The sequence below is a fragment of the Chryseobacterium indologenes genome, from assembly GCF_018362995.1.
In the GTDB taxonomy this organism is placed as follows: domain Bacteria; phylum Bacteroidota; class Bacteroidia; order Flavobacteriales; family Weeksellaceae; genus Chryseobacterium; species Chryseobacterium indologenes_G.
Genome location: NZ_CP074372.1, coordinates 2,230,270 through 2,247,382 on the forward strand (window position 1 = coordinate 2,230,270; position 17,113 = coordinate 2,247,382).

Annotated in this window: 21 protein-coding genes; 10 read left to right on the forward strand and 11 right to left on the reverse strand. The window is 35.2% G+C overall.

What is annotated here, in order from left to right:
* The first annotated feature begins 12 nt into the window (after positions 1–12).
* On the forward strand, positions 13–765 hold the full coding sequence (locus tag DYR29_RS09995; RefSeq protein WP_213280356.1) for a succinate dehydrogenase/fumarate reductase iron-sulfur subunit: 753 nt from the start codon (positions 13–15) through the stop codon (positions 763–765).
* An 86-nt stretch (positions 766–851) separates the two neighbouring features.
* Here the strand turns inward: DYR29_RS09995 and DYR29_RS10000 are convergent, their stop codons facing one another.
* From DYR29_RS10000 to DYR29_RS10020, 5 genes are all read right to left on the reverse strand, one after another.
* The gene (locus tag DYR29_RS10000; RefSeq protein WP_213280357.1) at positions 852–1,625 is read right to left on the reverse strand and encodes a cyclase family protein; all 774 of its coding nucleotides are present in this window, start codon (positions 1,623–1,625) and stop codon (positions 852–854) included.
* A gap of 83 nt (positions 1,626–1,708) precedes the next feature.
* Positions 1,709–2,563, reverse strand: coding sequence for a GLPGLI family protein (locus DYR29_RS10005; RefSeq protein WP_213280358.1), 855 nt, complete (start codon positions 2,561–2,563; stop codon positions 1,709–1,711).
* A gap of 71 nt (positions 2,564–2,634) precedes the next feature.
* Positions 2,635–2,838, reverse strand: a complete 204-nt coding sequence (locus tag DYR29_RS10010; RefSeq protein WP_213280359.1) for a hypothetical protein — start codon at positions 2,836–2,838, stop codon at positions 2,635–2,637.
* 262 nt (positions 2,839–3,100) lie between these two features.
* Positions 3,101–4,063 (reverse strand): hypothetical protein, encoded by a 963-nt coding sequence (locus DYR29_RS10015; RefSeq protein ID WP_213280360.1) that lies wholly within the window; start codon positions 4,061–4,063, stop codon positions 3,101–3,103.
* A gap of 62 nt (positions 4,064–4,125) precedes the next feature.
* Positions 4,126–5,139: a nucleoid-associated protein gene (locus tag DYR29_RS10020; protein WP_047420915.1), complete on the reverse strand. Its 1,014-nt coding sequence runs from the start codon at positions 5,137–5,139 to the stop codon at positions 4,126–4,128.
* 338 nt (positions 5,140–5,477) lie between these two features.
* Here DYR29_RS10020 and DYR29_RS10025 point away from each other — a divergent pair, with 338 nt between their 5' ends.
* From DYR29_RS10025 to DYR29_RS10040, 5 genes are all read left to right on the forward strand, one after another.
* Entirely contained in the window at positions 5,478–5,642 is a 165-nt protein-coding gene (locus DYR29_RS10025) for a hypothetical protein (protein WP_249413667.1), read from the forward strand.
* An 11-nt stretch (positions 5,643–5,653) separates the two neighbouring features.
* Complete coding sequence (locus DYR29_RS10030; protein WP_213280361.1) at positions 5,654–6,010, forward strand: DUF7674 family protein; 357 nt, start codon at positions 5,654–5,656, stop codon at positions 6,008–6,010.
* Between the two features lie 82 nt (positions 6,011–6,092).
* Positions 6,093–6,224, forward strand: coding sequence for a hypothetical protein (locus DYR29_RS22920; protein ID WP_274608430.1), 132 nt, complete (start codon positions 6,093–6,095; stop codon positions 6,222–6,224).
* Positions 6,225–6,274: 50 nt separating this feature from the next.
* Positions 6,275–6,670: a DUF7674 family protein gene (locus DYR29_RS10035; RefSeq protein WP_047420913.1), complete on the forward strand. Its 396-nt coding sequence runs from the start codon at positions 6,275–6,277 to the stop codon at positions 6,668–6,670.
* 134 nt (positions 6,671–6,804) lie between these two features.
* Entirely contained in the window at positions 6,805–7,401 is a 597-nt protein-coding gene (locus DYR29_RS10040) for a hypothetical protein (protein ID WP_213280362.1), read from the forward strand.
* Positions 7,402–7,467: 66 nt separating this feature from the next.
* Here the strand turns inward: DYR29_RS10040 and DYR29_RS10045 are convergent, their stop codons facing one another.
* On the reverse strand, positions 7,468–7,980 hold the full coding sequence (locus DYR29_RS10045) for a thioredoxin family protein (protein ID WP_213280363.1): 513 nt from the start codon (positions 7,978–7,980) through the stop codon (positions 7,468–7,470).
* Between the two features lie 165 nt (positions 7,981–8,145).
* Between DYR29_RS10045 and DYR29_RS10050 the strand changes: the two genes are divergently transcribed.
* The 3 genes from DYR29_RS10050 to DYR29_RS10060 all read left to right on the forward strand — a co-directional run bounded on the left by DYR29_RS10050 (position 8,146) and on the right by DYR29_RS10060 (position 9,903).
* Positions 8,146–8,937, forward strand: a complete 792-nt coding sequence (locus DYR29_RS10050) for a helix-turn-helix domain-containing protein (protein ID WP_213280364.1) — start codon at positions 8,146–8,148, stop codon at positions 8,935–8,937.
* A gap of 173 nt (positions 8,938–9,110) precedes the next feature.
* Positions 9,111–9,530, forward strand: a complete 420-nt coding sequence (locus DYR29_RS10055) for a DoxX family membrane protein (RefSeq protein ID WP_213280365.1) — start codon at positions 9,111–9,113, stop codon at positions 9,528–9,530.
* A gap of 19 nt (positions 9,531–9,549) precedes the next feature.
* On the forward strand, positions 9,550–9,903 hold the full coding sequence (locus DYR29_RS10060; protein ID WP_142717602.1) for a cupin domain-containing protein: 354 nt from the start codon (positions 9,550–9,552) through the stop codon (positions 9,901–9,903).
* A 59-nt stretch (positions 9,904–9,962) separates the two neighbouring features.
* Here the strand turns inward: DYR29_RS10060 and DYR29_RS10065 are convergent, their stop codons facing one another.
* The 3 genes from DYR29_RS10065 to DYR29_RS10075 all read right to left on the reverse strand — a co-directional run bounded on the left by DYR29_RS10065 (position 9,963) and on the right by DYR29_RS10075 (position 13,141).
* A complete protein-coding gene (locus DYR29_RS10065; protein WP_213280366.1) occupies positions 9,963–11,072 on the reverse strand; it encodes a heparan-alpha-glucosaminide N-acetyltransferase domain-containing protein in 1,110 nt (369 codons plus the stop codon).
* Positions 11,073–11,428: 356 nt separating this feature from the next.
* The gene (locus DYR29_RS10070; protein WP_213280367.1) at positions 11,429–12,571 is read right to left on the reverse strand and encodes a cytochrome-c peroxidase; all 1,143 of its coding nucleotides are present in this window, start codon (positions 12,569–12,571) and stop codon (positions 11,429–11,431) included.
* A 126-nt stretch (positions 12,572–12,697) separates the two neighbouring features.
* Positions 12,698–13,141, reverse strand: a complete 444-nt coding sequence (locus tag DYR29_RS10075; protein ID WP_047421793.1) for a DUF3291 domain-containing protein — start codon at positions 13,139–13,141, stop codon at positions 12,698–12,700.
* Positions 13,142–13,234: 93 nt separating this feature from the next.
* Here DYR29_RS10075 and DYR29_RS10080 point away from each other — a divergent pair, with 93 nt between their 5' ends.
* A complete protein-coding gene (locus tag DYR29_RS10080) occupies positions 13,235–13,597 on the forward strand; it encodes a winged helix-turn-helix transcriptional regulator (protein WP_213280369.1) in 363 nt (120 codons plus the stop codon).
* A gap of 110 nt (positions 13,598–13,707) precedes the next feature.
* Here DYR29_RS10080 and dnaK read toward each other — a convergent pair whose 3' ends face one another.
* Positions 13,708–15,606, reverse strand: a complete 1,899-nt coding sequence (gene dnaK / locus DYR29_RS10085) for a molecular chaperone DnaK (RefSeq protein WP_047420886.1) — start codon at positions 15,604–15,606, stop codon at positions 13,708–13,710.
* Positions 15,607–15,759: 153 nt separating this feature from the next.
* A complete protein-coding gene (locus tag DYR29_RS10090; protein WP_213280370.1) occupies positions 15,760–16,998 on the reverse strand; it encodes a T9SS type A sorting domain-containing protein in 1,239 nt (412 codons plus the stop codon).
* Between the last annotated feature and the right edge of the window lie 115 nt (positions 16,999–17,113).

Below are 17,113 nucleotides of genomic sequence, written 5' to 3' on the forward strand. Positions count from 1 at the left end.
AAACAGAAAATTATGGATTTACATCTTAAGATATGGAGACAGAAAGACAGAAAAAGTGAAGGAAAGCTGGTAGGCTACGACCTGAAAGGATTGAATTCCCATATGTCTTTCTTAGAAATGCTGGATACTCTGAACGAGAAACTGATCATAGAAGGTGACGAGCCTGTAGAATTTGATCACGACTGCCGTGAAGGAATCTGCGGACAATGTGGAATGATGATTAATGGTATTGCCCATGGTCCATTGAAAAATACAACCACCTGCCAGCTTCATTTACGGTCTTTTAAAGATGGGGAAACCATTCTGATAGAACCTTTCCGTGCTGAGGCTTTTCCTGTGAAGAAAGATTTAAAAGTAGACCGATCTGCCTTTGACAGAATTATATCTTCAGGAGGTTTTGTATCGGTAAACACAGGCCAGGCTCCTGATGCTACAGCCATTCCGGTGACTCATCAAACGGCTGAGGAAGCTTTTGATTCTGCAGCGTGTATCGGATGCGGAGCTTGTGTTGCTACGTGTAAAAACGGAAGTGCAGCATTATTTACCTCAGCAAAAATCACCCATATGGCCCTTCTTCCTCAAGGGAAAGAAGAACGAAGCAAAAGGGTTCTGGACATGGTAGCTCAGATGGACACCGAATTATTCGGGCACTGCTCCAATACAGAAGCCTGCAAAGTGGAATGCCCACAAGGAATTTCCGTACTCAATATCGCCAGAATGAATTTTGAGTATAGCAGAGCTTTATTTTTCAGGAAAAAAACTTAAATCAATAAAGAAGAACGCTAAAAATGATCATGTTTGAAAGGGTAAATCTGCCATGCAGGTTTGCTCTTTCTTTTTTTGATTTACTTTTATTCGTTCATCATGGCCACTACCCTTACCGGAGCTGCAGACCCGCCTACAATTTTTAGCGGAAATACGCAGATTTTAAATCCGGATGGAGGTAATGCACTGAGGTTTGTAAGCTGTTCGATGTGTAGATATTCTTTTTCAATACCTACGCGGTGACCTTCCCAGAAGAATTCCGGATCATTGAGTTCTTTGGCCTTCTGAGCCATATATTTCAGAGGAAGATCCCAACCCCACTGATCAATTCCCATTACTTTCACACCCTGATCAATCAGCCATTCTGTAGCTTCTTTGCTCATTCCCGTGCCTTTTTCTACAAAATCTGAGGTTCCCATCATTTTGTCACGATCGGTTCTGATCAAAACAATATTTCCTTCCTGTATGGTAATTCCGTTTTTATCCAGATCTTTTTTAAGATCATCTACAGTGATGGCCACAAAGTCTTCTTTATGGGTGCAATCAATCACAATTCCATCCCCATAACACCATTCTAACGGAATCTGATCAATGGTTTTTGCAGGTTTTCCTTCCACGACAGGTCCATAATGCCATGGAGCATCAATATGAGTGGTAGCATGAAGTCCCATATTTTTGATCGTGTCATCTGCCCAGCCCGTCCAGTTTTTAGGAAAAAGCCTCGCTGGAAGTCTTAGTGCCAACCGAATCAGCCAATGTGATTTCCTGTGTGCTTTATGTTTGATTTTCACCCTCATGAACCAAGGGTCACCTGCATTGTATTGGATGGGTTTTGTCAGATCGACAATTGTTGTTTTCATAGGATTCAGCTAAGGAGACAAAGATAGTGAATAAGGGAAAAAAGATGAATAGATATTAGCAAATGAAAAAAGATTAGTAATGACTAATCTTTTTCTAATTCTAGTGGGTTTTCGTATTTTTTATTTTCTTCTCTTTCTTTTTGTCTTTGTCTTATTATTTCCTGCCCTTGTATAATAGTTGTTTCATAACTTGCAAGTACACCAGTGACATTAGCTTGAATATTTCTTTGCGTCTGTTTCAACTTCGCTTGTGTAGTTTCTGTAGCTCCAATATATCTACTTTTCTTAATACTAACTAATTTACCTTTCAATTTAGAAGTAGGTACAGATTTTACGAGTTCAAAATCATAATCACCTCTATCATCTGCTATTTTAATAATTAATCCTGGTAATCCACTAAATTTCATCGGACCGTAAGGCAACTGAATTTCAGGAGAATACCATGCAATCCAGTGACGCCCTTTAAAAGTAACTTCTGCCTTCTTACAAATAATTGTATTAATTACCTTAGTTTCATTCATAAGCTTCCAATTCTTTATTACAGGTTCTTTATACATAAGTAATGACATGAAAGCAGAATCAAAATACTGTATATCTTCAGCTGATTGTATAATTGTAAAGTTAAAACTCGTTTTTGGAATCGCAACCCCCGTTTTCCAGCCAAGAGTTATACTTCCATCAGCATTCTTTGTTGTTGTTCCTGAAGTCGCCATTACTGAATCTCCTTTCAGCGATGTAACACTCGCAAAAAATGCACGATTATCACCTATTTGTAATGAAAATAATTCTTCATGTTTATTATCAGTTCGTGTATCGAATTTAGCTTTTAACAGATAAGTAAATTCACCACGCAAAGTATCCTGTTTATATGATTGTGCATATAATAAAACACCATAAAATAAAATGAATAATTGTAGTAATTTTTTATGGTAATGCATAAGGGATGTTTTTCATTATAAAATTACACTTATAGTTTTAATTTCACTATAAGTGCATCAATTTACATTAATCAGGCTAGGTTTTTACTCGGTCCATAGTGAGTAGCTGGCTTACAATAATTTGTTTCAAGAGCTGCAGCCCAAGCATTTGCTTGCTCTGCTGTCCAATCTTGAGTAGTTGTAGCTTGTACCCCACAAGAAGTTTCAGTATACCAAACTTGACCACCACTTACCATTTTAAGGTCTTCACGAGTCATTTTTTTCATTTTTTTCATAAAATATGTTTTTTAATCAGGTCTCAAATATATACAGCTAACTCATATCTATAAGATATTTTTTATTATGTTAATCCGTTGGTTTTCTGAAAAAAACATATTTTTCACTTAAAAATTTTTCGTATAAAATTGAATTGGTTTTATCATATTACTTAAATAAAAAAGCATTTATTAAAAAATGCTTTTTGTTATTTTTATTTATGTTAAATAATTAATTCGATACATCATTATCCTTCTCCACTTTTACATCCTTCATTTTGCCCTAAAATCCTTTAGGAATCATAATTTTCTTCGGATCATTCTCATCATACATAATTTCAATAGTTCCGTATTTAGGGACAGAAGAGAGATTCAAAAGGCTGACAATTTTCTTGTAGACTGCAGTATGTTCAGTGCCTCTGAAGTCTTTAAAACTCACCTGAAACATAATTTGTGGCTGATCATTTACAAGAAGTCCTGTCTGACTTACACTGATAATATTGGCTTCAGCATTTCTTCCTGAAAAAAGGATTTGTTCTTCTTTTTTATTTTTAAAAAGCTTGCTGATCAGCAACTGAAAAACCAATATATAAATAAGCGTTATGACACCACTGAAAATAATCGGGTGCATGAAGGTCAGGAATCTCCAGCCAAAATCAAAAGATTCCCGCATATAGAAGTAATAGTAAAGTCCAACGATGTAAGCAATCATCAATACAACAAACACAATTCTTAAAACGATTCCAGAGGTATTGAAACCCACTTTCTGATCACTTAAAATAAAGTAAGGTTCCTGTGAAACTTTGGGATTAAGCAGTACTTTCACCTTATTTCCGGCCTCAAATCTTTTTTCATGTGGTTTAGAATCGTGAAACATCATTTCATGCTCAATCAATGTATCTCTGAGATTAGGAAATGAAAGAACAATCTGAATGATATTCATATTGGTTTTCGGAATATACTTCAGGAGTTTATAGCTGATGATTTTTGCTTCTCTGGGAATTCCGTTCCGCAGTATGGATTGAATCGTATTCTTCTCCTTAAAGGTTTTTATAAAAAGGATATTGATAAAGAAGGCAATAACATATAGCCATATAAGCAAAGAAAAACCGAGATACCCATAGCTCACAGCTAATGAATTTCTCGGTTCTGTCGCCAGTTCCTCACTTATCATATAAATGAAAATCGGAAAAGGAACGCAGAAAAAAAAGAGAAAAATCCCCCAGAAAATGATCATAAATTTCATAGCTGCTATTTTGTAATCAGCAATAAAGTTATGATATTATTATGGAACGGGAGACATCTTTTTTACACCTCTTTTTCAAAATAAAGTCTGTAATATTTTCCTTTATCATCTTCACCCGTTTCGATTTTTTGTCGGTCTCCATGGATGTAAATGTGGAAATTTTTATCTAGCTTAATAATACTTTTAAAGTGTCTCTGAGTTTTTTTTACCGCAGCTTCACTGATTGGGAATTCTTCAGCAATATTCACCTGCATATCCTGCTCGTAATCTGTTTTAAAGTTTACGAAGCTTTCAATCACGTGTTCGTCTCCCAATACCTCATTTGCAAATTCATCCAGCTTAAATTCTTCTTTTTCTTTAAAGAAATTAATTGATTTATTCAGGAAATCTGCCTGATCTGCTTTGGAAACTTCAAATTCCTGAGGAAGCTGTTTTGTAATATAATCTTTATAGACCATCAAAGCTTCCTGCGTGTGGAAATATTCATCATCACGCTGTTTCACTTTAAGGAAATCTTCAAACCAGTAGTACATATCCCCGTTTTTGTTGTTATCAACTACAGAAAGTACATATCCGGTTTCTTTATTGTTGTTGTAGATCAAAGCAGCTTTATCAATTTTAGACAGCCCGATTCCCTGATCTTTTTCAATATCAAATGTTTCTTCTGAAGGTGTAATTTTCAGGAAAGATTCTCTCTTCTCAGTTTTGAAGATCCCGATTTTATCCACTTTATCAGGGCGGTCACTTTCATCTTCAAAAAGTACAATGAAAAGTTCTCCACTCTGAACTCTTGGGTTTTCAGCTGCTTCAAAAAGGTGTTTTGCAATGTTTTCAGACTCCCAGATGAACTTGGCTTTGTCATCAAAAATTTCTGATACCGCGCTGTAAACCGGATTATTCACCAGATAAGTGTCACTGTAAAAGTGAAAAGTTTCTTCTGATTTAAAAGATCCTAAAAAGTAATCTTCAAGCATTTCTGCCATTCCTTCTTCCAGTTTCAATTCCTCCTGGGAAAGTGTCAGGGAATCTCCATTGATCTTATTTCCTACTCTGTGTACTATTATTTTTGAAAACATTTTTCTGAATATTTGGACTGCAAAGATATTCATTCTTATTCTTTCTGCGAAACTTAAAAAATGTCAGAGTGCTGAGTTTTGACCACCCCGTCAAAAATTCTTTGAATTTTCGCCACCCCTCCAAAGGAGGGGAATTCTCAGTCGTTTGTTGAAATAGACTTGTTAGGAGAAATTTTTGTCTTTTATTTTTCCAAATTGATAAAACGCTTATCATTTTGACATGCTTTTTTATCTTAAAAACCAAGCTTAAAAATCATAAAACACTATTTATCAATATTTTAAATCAAATTTATTTTCAACGGAATACCATTGGCATCATGATTTGAAAACATAGAAAAATGGACTTAAAGACTTTAAACAGACTCGACAAGCTGAGAAGATTAAAAAGCAGAGGACCTGAAACGCCAAAGTGGCTGAAGCCCTATCACCTGCTCTTTCTTGCTTTTTTAACCATTTTCATCTTTGGCGCCATCATCAGAATGCTGGAACAGAATCACCATTAAAATATAATATTATGAATTATCTACAAGCCGTAAAGGAAATCACAGACGTGGTTCCTGATTTTGAACAAGAAGTGAAAGAAATTAAAATTCAAAATTCATACAGCATCATCCGCACTTTTACAGAACGTATTAAAAATATGATCCGTCAGAATGACAGAAATCTGTTGTTCAGAAGTTTACAAAAAATGGACAAAATCTACACTGACGGAGATACGGTATTAAAAAATGCTATTGAGACTACTTTCATCTATTCTCTGGACAATTGTACCGCTTTCTGCACCGAGGAATACAAAAAAGTGATTTTTAGTCACATTTCTACCAACCTTCAGAAGGAATATTCAAGACAAATTTACAGTCACGGCATATAAAGGTTTTATTACATTTTTTATCCGTTTCATTACAAAGTGTTTAAATTAAACAAAATTAAAAATAACTCACAATCAATAGATTATGAAAAATAAAATAAGAAAGATTTCAGACTGGAAAACCTGGAAAACCACGACTAACAGACACAATACAGAGATATTGCTCACTCACATCGCTGTGATAGTATCTGTATTTATTTTTGCAGCCTGCCTTTAAATTTTGGTATACATTTCGCTGCAATACAAAGTGTTTGAAAAATCTTAATTATGATGAAAGTACAAATGCAAACTATTAATCAAAAAATAGCTGTTGAATACTTAAAATTTTTCTATCCGCCACTTCGCAATGAAATCACACAGTTGTCTGTTCAGGACAATTTCGCTGGAATCATGCAGGCTACCGTGAATTATCTGAAGAAGCTTTTACAGGAATCTAAAATCAGTATTATTGCCCATCATCTTAAACTGATGGACTCAATCTATAAAAACGGGGATTCTTATGTAAGAACCATGATTGAAAACCTGTTTGTAAGATCTTTTGAAAGTTTCAAGAAACACGCAAAAATTCAACACTGGAAACTCCTTTATCAATATATGCCTGTAAGCTTCCAGATCATTTATAATGAACAGCAGAAGCAGGATATGATATATTTTGGAAAATAACATGTAAAACAAAAAGCAAAAAGACAAATAAATGAATTCGTCTTTTTGCTTTTTCTTTCTGTTACTGACAAATCACACCTTCTTCTATTTCACCTCATACGTGTAAAACTCCTATTTTTGCAAAAATAATAACAATGAAGTACCCTTTTTATGCAGCAATGATATGCCTATCGTTGATCTCATGTGGAAATAATGACAACACCATTGATGATCCGAAGCCAATTGATAAAGAAATGTATCAATTTGAATTCAAAAGCTATGCAGTAAAAGGAACCACTCTTTATACAGGATCATTTGGAAGTAAATCTAATCCTGATGAATCTTATCTGAGCAAATACTGGAGCATGTATAAGGAACCGGCCTGGAAGAAAATAGTTCTCGATCTGAAAAAAAAATCTATACAATTAATTGCCGGAAACTCAGCTGATATCACGTACACTATTAAAATCGTCAATGATTCGGTACTTGTTAATGATAACAGCGGTAAGCCGGATTATATAGGTGACTTTAATAAAGAGAATGCTACGTTTACTTTGAAAAGAACATTACAATATATGAAACGTGAATCCAGAAATAAGGGTGACGGATTGACTATTGTTCAGAATACCTCTTTCGGTACTTCTCAATATGAAAATATGTTTGGAAATCTTTTTACCACTCCATCCGATATGACAAAATCTGATGATCAGGTTTTATGGAGTAATATTGAATATTATTATAAGAAGTTTTAATCAGCCGATGATATAATAAAAATCCCTCCAATGAACTTATTGGAGGGATTTTTATATTTTAAAGGATTATTTCTTTACAAATACCTTTTCTATGATCTGTGATTCTTCTTTACTCAGTTTTGAGGATTTCTCCAGCTTAGCAATAAAAGCAGTTACTTCTTCCGGTGTGGCCGGTGATCCCAGGTTTTCTCCTTTTGCATCAAAAGAATCTGCCAGTACTTCTCCTTTTGGATTTAGAATCAGCCAGAAAGGAAGTCCGGCATTTTCCCCTTTATATTTATTCATCAGTTCCTGTCCGCCAGGGTTTTCAAGACTTTTTTTATCTCCTCTTTCCTGAACATCCACATAAGCAGTGACAAATCTTTTATCAAAAATAGGTTTAGCTTCAGGAAGATCCATGTTTTTTTCCATCATCTTGCACCATTTACACCATGAAGCATGGAATACCAGTAAAACATTTTTCTTCCCTGTTTTAGCCTCCGTGAAAGCTTTATTTAATACAACATCTGCTTTTTCCTGTGCTGCTCCTAACTGAAATAAAAACAGCGCAACAACGATAATAATTTTAGAGTATTTCATTTTTGAATTTTTGTTTAAACCTATACGAATTTAGGTATTTTTCTTTGACATATAACTTTGGGACCAATGAATTTAGTTAAACATTTTGTAATTTAGTCAATGATAAATTGGATTTCTGATATAGTATAAAAAAATGGAATCTTCAATTCTTAAATAAGTTTAAAGATGATTGAAATAAAAAAATATTCTCATCAGTCAGGGCATCCTGAGCCAAGACGCGTCATCAGATACACGCTATTTTGGTGTCATCATGGGAGCGCTGAAATTTTGATTGACGAAAATATTTTTATCCTGAAACCCAATCAGGCCGTAACAATTACTTCAGGACAGTTTCATCAGTTAAAAACAGTTGAAGGAGAACTTACTGCATTGGAATTTACTCTGGACTTCTTCTCTAAAAGTGATAGTGATATTGAACTTATTTTTCACAACGGGCTTTTTTGTCATTTTGGAATGAATGAGATAATCACCGTTCATAATCCTTCATTTTTCTCTGAAACACTGAATACCATTGAAAAAGAAATTCTGGAGCAGCCTTACCAATATCTGATTTCTACACATTCTCTGGTAGAATTGCTGTTGGTAGAAATCAACCGCAGTAAAATTGCCAACGGTGATGAAATCTGGAAACCGGATGCTTTATTCTTAAAATTCCTTGAAAGTGTCAGAAAGAATTTCAAAAACAATTATCAGGTCTCTCATTTTGCTGATCTCCTTGGAACTACTGAAGCCAAACTGAATGAAGTTTCAAAACTCCACACAAGCAAAACTGCTCAGAATGTTATCTACAGCCTTATTATTTCTGAAGCGAAAAGACTTTTACTGTATGAAAAACTATCGGTAAAGGAAATTGCTTATCAGCTGGGCTTCAATGATCCTTTCTACTTTTCAAATTTCTTTAAAAAGCATACTTCACGTTCTCCTAAAGATTATCAAAAGGCAGTAAAGGAAATCTAAAAGAAGCCAGGCAACAAAAAATATACAGCCTTATCATCACTTCCCGCTTCCAACTCCTCTCTTCCCTCCTCTTCCTGCATTAAATATTATATGCTTTTCCCGGAATTGTCTATTCTTTAGACAATGGTTTTCCCTGAACTTTGTACTGTAATTAAGACCTAAAAATTATAAGTATGAAAACGCAACAGGACACCGCCGTTTTTTTATTGAGGATAGCTCTGGCATTCGGATTTTTATCAGCCGTAGCAAGCAGGCTGAATCTTTGGGGAGCGCAATCTTCAGGCTGGAAAAAGTTTGTGGACTATACCGCTGAAACAAATTCATTTTTACCGCAGTCATGGGCTTCCATAATAGCCGTATTGTCTACAGCTGCTGAATTATCAATCGGTATTCTGCTTCTTGTAGGTTATCTGGTAAAAGGAACTGCACGGTGCGCCTCTATTCTTACTTTATTTTTTGCGGTTGCGATGAGTATTTCTTTTGGCATTAAAGAGCCTTTAGATTATTCTGTTTTTGTATTCTGCGCCGGAGCATTTCTCCTGAGTACTTTCTCCCGTTATCAATGGAGTTTAGACCAATTTTTACAACAATAACAATTAAAATTTATATATCATGAACACCAACATCCACGATTACATCGTAAAAACAGAACAAAAAGAATGGCAACCTTTAATTGAAAAAGGAATTCATTATGAAGGTATTTTTGTAAAATCTTTAAAATTCGATCCGGAGAAAAACCGTTCTACCAGCATTCTTTTAAAATTTGAACCGGGAGCCAGCTATCCTTATCACAATCATCCTGCCGGAGAGGAACTTTTTATTATGGAAGGTGATGCTACTATTGCAGGAGCCCAACTTGAAAAAGGAGATTATCTGTATACTCCACCCAATTTTAAACATTCAGTAAAGTCTGAACAAGGTTGTACGATTCTTTTTGTAATTCCTGAAGAAGTGGAGATTCTTTAATTCCAAAACAAAACCACAGTAAACTTACTGTGGTTTTTATGATTAAAAAAGGATTGGAATTATTTCAAAACTGTTTTGTCCGCTGACATTGGTCTGAAAACAATTAATGTTTTTTTCTTTCTCACAATATCTACCAAAGTCTGGACTGAAAAGGTGAGAATAATATACAGTACAATAAGCACCATTACATAGCCAATACTATGCTGTCTGTACCCAAAAATACCTTTTCCCCATGAGATCAGTATCCATTGGATCATATACATTGAAGTCAGGTTTCTGCTGCAATATTTTAAAACTTTAATTGCCTTATTTTCCTTGCTGTTTACCGTGAGAGTATAGATAATCCACAGGAAGATCAGCGTCCAGCCTGCAAAATAAACAACTCCTCCGGGTCCCATATGATAGAAACCGTTGTAATTGTATTCGCCATACAGAAAAACCAATGGCGCACCAACTGCAACGAAAACCAATCCCACATACAGCATATTTCTAAATAATTGTTTGCTGTTGTAGTTCAACTCCTGGAACCATTTTCCGAAAAACATTCCGATGATGATAAAAGCCATCCATGGAAAAACAGGAAAATACACGTAAGCCGGATAGTCAGTATTAAAAAGAAGATCCAGAATATAATTGATCACAGGATAGTCCAGGTTAATTCCACTAACTTCTCTGGATATCAATGCAACGAACAGACCTATCGCCAGAATGATGTATTTATTTTTCACATACTCTCTGATAAACCCGACAAACAGCAAAGACATTCCTGCCAGCTGTAAAATATCACCCAACTGTACCAGATAAACATATTGTTGCTCTATAGGAGCATGCCATCCGTATTTTTGGATAAAATTATCAGGAGCAAAATTAAAAATCACAGGGATCATAAACTTCATAAAATTCATAAACAAGCCTGCAAATACCAGTAAAACACCACGTTTCAAAGCACTCTTAAGACTTTGATGGCTGGAAGTCATAAAGGTAATTCCCATGCAAATCAGGAAAATGGAAGTTCCCCTTCCGAGAAAAACAATAAAACTGCCAATGGCTGTTTCGTATTGTGATTTTACATTGGCATACACCAGCAAGGTATGTATGATAATCATTCCGATGACACTTATACCTTTTATTAAATCCAACGTGAGAATTCTTTTGTTTTGTTGTTCCATAGTTTTAGTGAAGATTGTGGATTAGATGGATAAAATTGTATTCATTATTATTTTAAAATAATATTTTTATTTATTCTAAATAAAATCAAATATACAAATTAAAATCACATCTCATAATTCATAAATAAATTTTCATAAATTATTAATAACTAAATATTTATTATGGAATTAAAGAGCTTTTTAAGCAAACTTTCTACCCAAATCCAACACACAAAACCAGATATTAAATTGACAAAACAAGTATTACTATCAACGAAATATCCTGTTACGAAAATTGTTTTATGATTGAATACAGCGATTACTATTTTTTTGAAATAAAAAACTCTTCCAGGGCTGGAAGAGTTTTATTATAATGATTATGACTTAGGTAATTCTGGTGGACGCATTTTGTATTTGTAACTGTTTAGGGTTTTTAAAAATGCTACAATATCAAAAACTTCGTCATCTGTTAAATTCAGTTTTTCTATCATTCCTGATTTGTGGGGAAACTTTGGATCATTGATCTGATCTGCTTTTGGAATTTCCTTTACCATTCCGGCATTATACATCATGACAACGTTCGCCAGCTCAGGGAAAAGTCCGTTATGCATGTAAGGCTTATTCTCAGAAACTTCTCTCAGTGTGGGTGTTTTGAACTTTCCAACATCTTCATTCTTTTTGGTAGCCATATATCTTCCCAGATCTTCATACTTATTTCCGTAATAGGTCAGCCCCAGATTATGGAACTTCTGGTCAGAAAAATAAGGGGTGTTATGACAATTAATACAATTTGCTTTGGTACGGAATAAATGAAGTCCGTTGATCTCAGAATCCGTTAAAGCATCTTTTTCCCCGGTAACGAATTTGTCAAACTTTGATGGCGGACTTACCAGAGAGCGTTCAAATGTTGCAATGGCTTTTGTAATTTTCTCTTCTGTCACTTCCCCATTCCCGAAAGCTTTTACAAAGAAAGCTTTATAACCTTTAATCTCTTTGATATTCTTTGTCGCCATTGACATATGCAGATTCATTTCTACCGGATTTTCGATAGGGGCTTTCACCTGCTCTTCCAAAGTTGCTGAGCGGCCGTCCCAGAAAAACGTTTTTGCATATCCAATATTTATTAAAGTAGGTGCATTTCTAGTTCCTGTCTGCCTGTTGTGACCAAAAGAAACTCTGCTTCCATCTGACCATCCAATTTCGGGATTATGGCAGTTGGCACAGGAAATCTGCCCGCTTTTGGATAACCTCGGATCAAAAAATAACATTTTTCCCAACTCCATTTTGTCTTCGGAATAAGGATTGTCTTCAGGAAAATTCATTTCAGACAAAGGTCCGATATCCTGAAAACCTTTCTTAGCTTCATCAAATAAATGCGGAGCAGGCCATTTGCTCTGGTCTCCACTGCTGTATAACGTACGAAGCTCTTCCACGGTATATCCCGTAGGGTGATTTGAAGTATAACTTAGTAAAGATATTATTCCGGCCATTGCCAGAAAAGCAATATATCTGTCTTTCATTTAATGATAAATACTAAACCTTGCAAATATAGCTTTATTAAACAGCTCATTGCAAAATGTTTATCAGATAAACAATATCTAAAATTTCACTTCTTTTTCAAAACTGAAGATCTCCAGACAGTATCATTATGGCTTTTGAAAAACAGATTGAAAATTAAATGCATAGGAAGATGAACCTTTTTCCTGTAAATATTCTAACCGCTTCATTGCCTCATCAGTAGTTGGATATTCTTTATCTTTAATCCACCATAAAGCATAATAGGCCTTTCCATATTTTTGAAACCATTCTTTTCTTCTTCTTACAAAGTCAACATGGAATGTCTTATAAGTATAGTATTCCAATGATTCTATATCTTTCCATACGGATATATTGATAATAATTTGTTCATCATTAAACGGATTGAAGCTCGTAGCATTGTTTTCATCATCTTTTAATCTCCAGATAAATCCATCGCTTTCTTCTGCCAACCGGTTTACTGAATCCAAATGGCTGACAAACTCATTCATTACCGGATCTTCTATGTTGGTTCCTATCATTCGGGCAACATTAATTTGTGCTAGCTGGTACATTTTTTTATTTCTTTTATTCTGATTAATATTGTGTAAAAATAGCTTCTGTACCATTAGCTTGAAATAACTATCCATTTAGATACTATAAAAAAAATGAAAAAAGAATGTGTGACTTCCTATATCAATGTTGATCAAAAATCTTATCCCTGTGCAGTAAGTTTTGTCATGGACCTCATTGGTGGGAGGTGGAAAGGCGTTATCCTCTGCCACTTAAAAAATGGAGATAAAAGATTTGGTGAATTAAAAAAAGAGCTTTCTTTTATTACAGAAACAACTTTAAGTATTCAGCTGAGACAATTGGAAAGAGATCAGTTAATAACGCGGACAGTATTTGGAACAAAACCTCCTGTCAAAGTGGTCTACAGCCTATCAAATTTAGGTCTGTCATTTATTCCTTTATTGGATCATATCAATGATTGGGGCAAAATTATTCTGGAAAATAAAAAAGTTATTTAAATTCCTCCATACTTCTAAATGATTCGCAAATATTCTGCATAATAAAACCCCGCGGTAAACAAAGTTTACCGCGGGGTTGATTTATAATTAAATGTTAGTATTTACATCTATTATTTTACTTCTTCGAAGTCTGCATCCTGTACATCTTCAGCTCCGGCGTTTCCACCAGCATTCTGAGCTCCGGCACCTGCATCAGCACCTGGCTGTTGACCCGCTGCATATAATTCTTCAGAAGCTGCCATCCATGCTGCATCTAATGCTTCAGTTTTAGCTTTTACATCATCAACATTTTTAGCTTCAAAAGCAGTTTTTAATTCTGCGTGAGCTGCTTCGATAGCTGCTTTTTTGTCAGCAGAAAGTTTCTCACCGAATTCTTTCAATTGCTTTTCAGTCTGGAAGATCAATCCGTCAGCTTTGTTGAAGATCTCAACTTCTTCTTTTCTCTTAGCATCTGCTGCAGAGTTTTCCTGAGCTTCTTTCTTCATTCTTTCGATTTCTTCGTCAGAAAGACCTGAAGAAGCCTGGATTTTAATAGACTGCTCTTTACCAGTTCCTTTATCTTTAGCAGATACGCTTAGGATACCATTCGCATCAATATCGAAAGTTACTTCAATCTGAGGAACTCCTCTTGGTGCTGGTGGAATATCCTGAAGATCAAATCTACCAATTTCTTTGTTATCGTTGAACATTGATCTTTCTCCCTGTCCTACTCTGATGCTTACAGCTGGCTGGTTGTCAGAAGCTGTAGAGAATACTTCAGATTTTTTAGTTGGGATCGTAGTGTTCGCTTCAATTAATTTAGTGAATACAGAACCCATTGTTTCGATACCTAAAGAAAGTGGAGTAACGTCAAGTAATAATACATCTTTTACATCACCTGTCAATACACCTCCCTGAATAGCTGCACCAATTGCTACAACCTCATCCGGGTTAACTCCTTTAGATGGTTTTTTACCGAAGAATTTTTCTACTTCTTCCTGAATGATCGGGATTCTTGTAGAACCACCTACCAAGATTACTTCGTCAATATCAGAAGTTGATAAACCAGCATCTTTTAAAGCTTTAGCAACAGGCTCCATAGATCTTCTTACAAGATCAGCAGATAATTGCTCGAATTTAGCTTTCGTTAAACTCTTCACTAAGTGCTTAGGACCTGTAGCAGTAGCCGTGATATATGGTAAGTTGATTTCAGTCTGTGGAGAAGAAGATAATTCAATTTTAGCTTTTTCAGCAGCTTCTTTCAATCTTTGTAATGCAATTGCATCAGATTTTAAGTCTACTCCTTCTTCAGCTTTGAACTCATCAGCCATCCAGTTGATGATCACATCATCAAAGTCATCACCTCCTAAGTGAGTATCACCGTTTGTAGATAATACTTCGAATACACCGTCTCCTAAATCTAGGATAGAGATATCGAAAGTACCACCACCAAGGTCATATACTGCGATTTTCTGATCTTTATGGTTTTTATCAAGACCGTAAGCTAACGCTGCAGCTGTAGGTTCGTTGATAATTCTTTCTACTTTAAGACCAGCGATTTCACCAGCTTCTTTAGTAGCTTGTCTTTGTGCATCGTTAAAATATGCAGGAACAGTGATTACCGCTCTTGTTACTTCCTGTCCAAGATAATCTTCAGCAGTTTTCTTCATTTTCTGAAGAGTCATAGCAGAAATTTCCTGTGGAGTATATTCTCTATCGTCGATTTTTACTTTTACAGTATCGTTTGGTCCAGCAACTACTTTATAAGGTACTCTTGTGATTTCAGAAGCATCATCTTTAAAGTGTGTTCCGATAAATCTTTTGATAGAGTAAACAGTTTTTGTTGGATTCGTTACAGCCTGTCTTTTTGCAGGATCACCTACTTTTCTTTCTCCGTCTTCTGTAAAAGCTACAATAGAAGGAGTAGTTCTCTTACCTTCTGCGTTAGGAATAACAACAGGGTCTTTACCCTCCATTACAGCAACACAAGAGTTGGTTGTTCCTAAGTCAATTCCAATTATTTTACTCATAATATTTTATATTTTTTCTATTTTTAAATTTAATTTACACTCTCAATTTCTCAATATCTGTACCATTCAAAGAATTGTGACAAAATGACACAATAAAAATAAAAACCCCGATAAAATCGAGGCTTTGTATGATTTAATATGGAAATATTTTCATTATTTTTTGATAAACTTCATAGATTTCACGAAGTCTTTGCCATTGTAAGTTCTTACATAATAAACACCACTGGCAAAATCTTTCACATCAATTTTATCTGTTTCATTTTTAATAAATGCTTTTTTCACAAGTCTTCCTTCAGCGTTGAAAATCTCTACTTCATTAATTGGTGCTAAAGGAGAAGCAATAGAAATATACTGTGTAGTAGGATTAGGGAAAAGATTGATAGAGTTTACTTTTTCCACATCATTTACGGATAAGAATGCACATGCATTGGAATTCAGAAGACTCGCTCTTGGCCCCGCCATTGTATTGGTCTTGATTGTTTTTTGATCATTCGTAAAGAATGCCATTTCTGTATCTGTCACATAATCCATAAAATTCATGAACATGGCACCATTTGCAGTAGGATTACACATAAAGCCATTGTCAGGAAAAACATTACCACCGTAATGAGCATCATTAATGGCAGGAGTATCTGCACAGCCATCATCATTATCCGGCGTTCCACATGCGCTTCCATCTTCTCCCCATGGGTGAAGCAATCCAAAATAATGTCCTATCTCATGTGTAGCAGTTCGTCCCCCATTATAAGGTGCCACAGCAGCTCCTGTAGTTCCGAAATATTTATAGCCAATAGCAAGTCCGTCCTCCGGGAAACCGGCAGCGTCAGGCAGATAAGCCCAGCCAAGATAAGGACTAGGCATATTTCCTACCCATATATTCAAATATTTAGTGGGATCCCAGGCTGTAAGTCCGGCTGCAAGATAATACTTATTGGCAAAATCAAAATTTGAAGCAACAGACTTTCTTTCTATACCAGTAGTAGAAGCTCCTGTAGGTGTTTTTGTTGCCATACAGAATGTCAACTCCATATCTGCAGCATAAGGCTTGAAGGCATCAGGAACAACAGAACTGAAGTTAGGATTTAATTTTCTGAAGTCATTATTCAAAATAGCAATCTGTGATGCAATCTGAGCATCAGAAATATTCTGGGCAGCACTTCCATAAAGAACATGCACTACAACCGGAATCGTAATTACAGTCTGTCCATTTTTAGCCATTGTATTGGCAGCTGCATTTTTACTGGTTAAATAATTTCGTAAATCTTCTTTTTTTGCCAAAGCCTGAGGATTTCTTGTATAAAACTCCTTCATTTTCAAATCAGTAGCACATTCTCTCTGACCAAATACATTAGCCATCAGAAAGCCGGCTGTCAATAGTAAAACTTTTTTCATATAAATATTATAAGTAGTCGGCAAATATAACTATTCCTGCAACAAGATTATGGAATAAATGAGTAATTTATAGTAAAACTGTTGTAACTCTAAATTTAATTAAATCAATTGATTA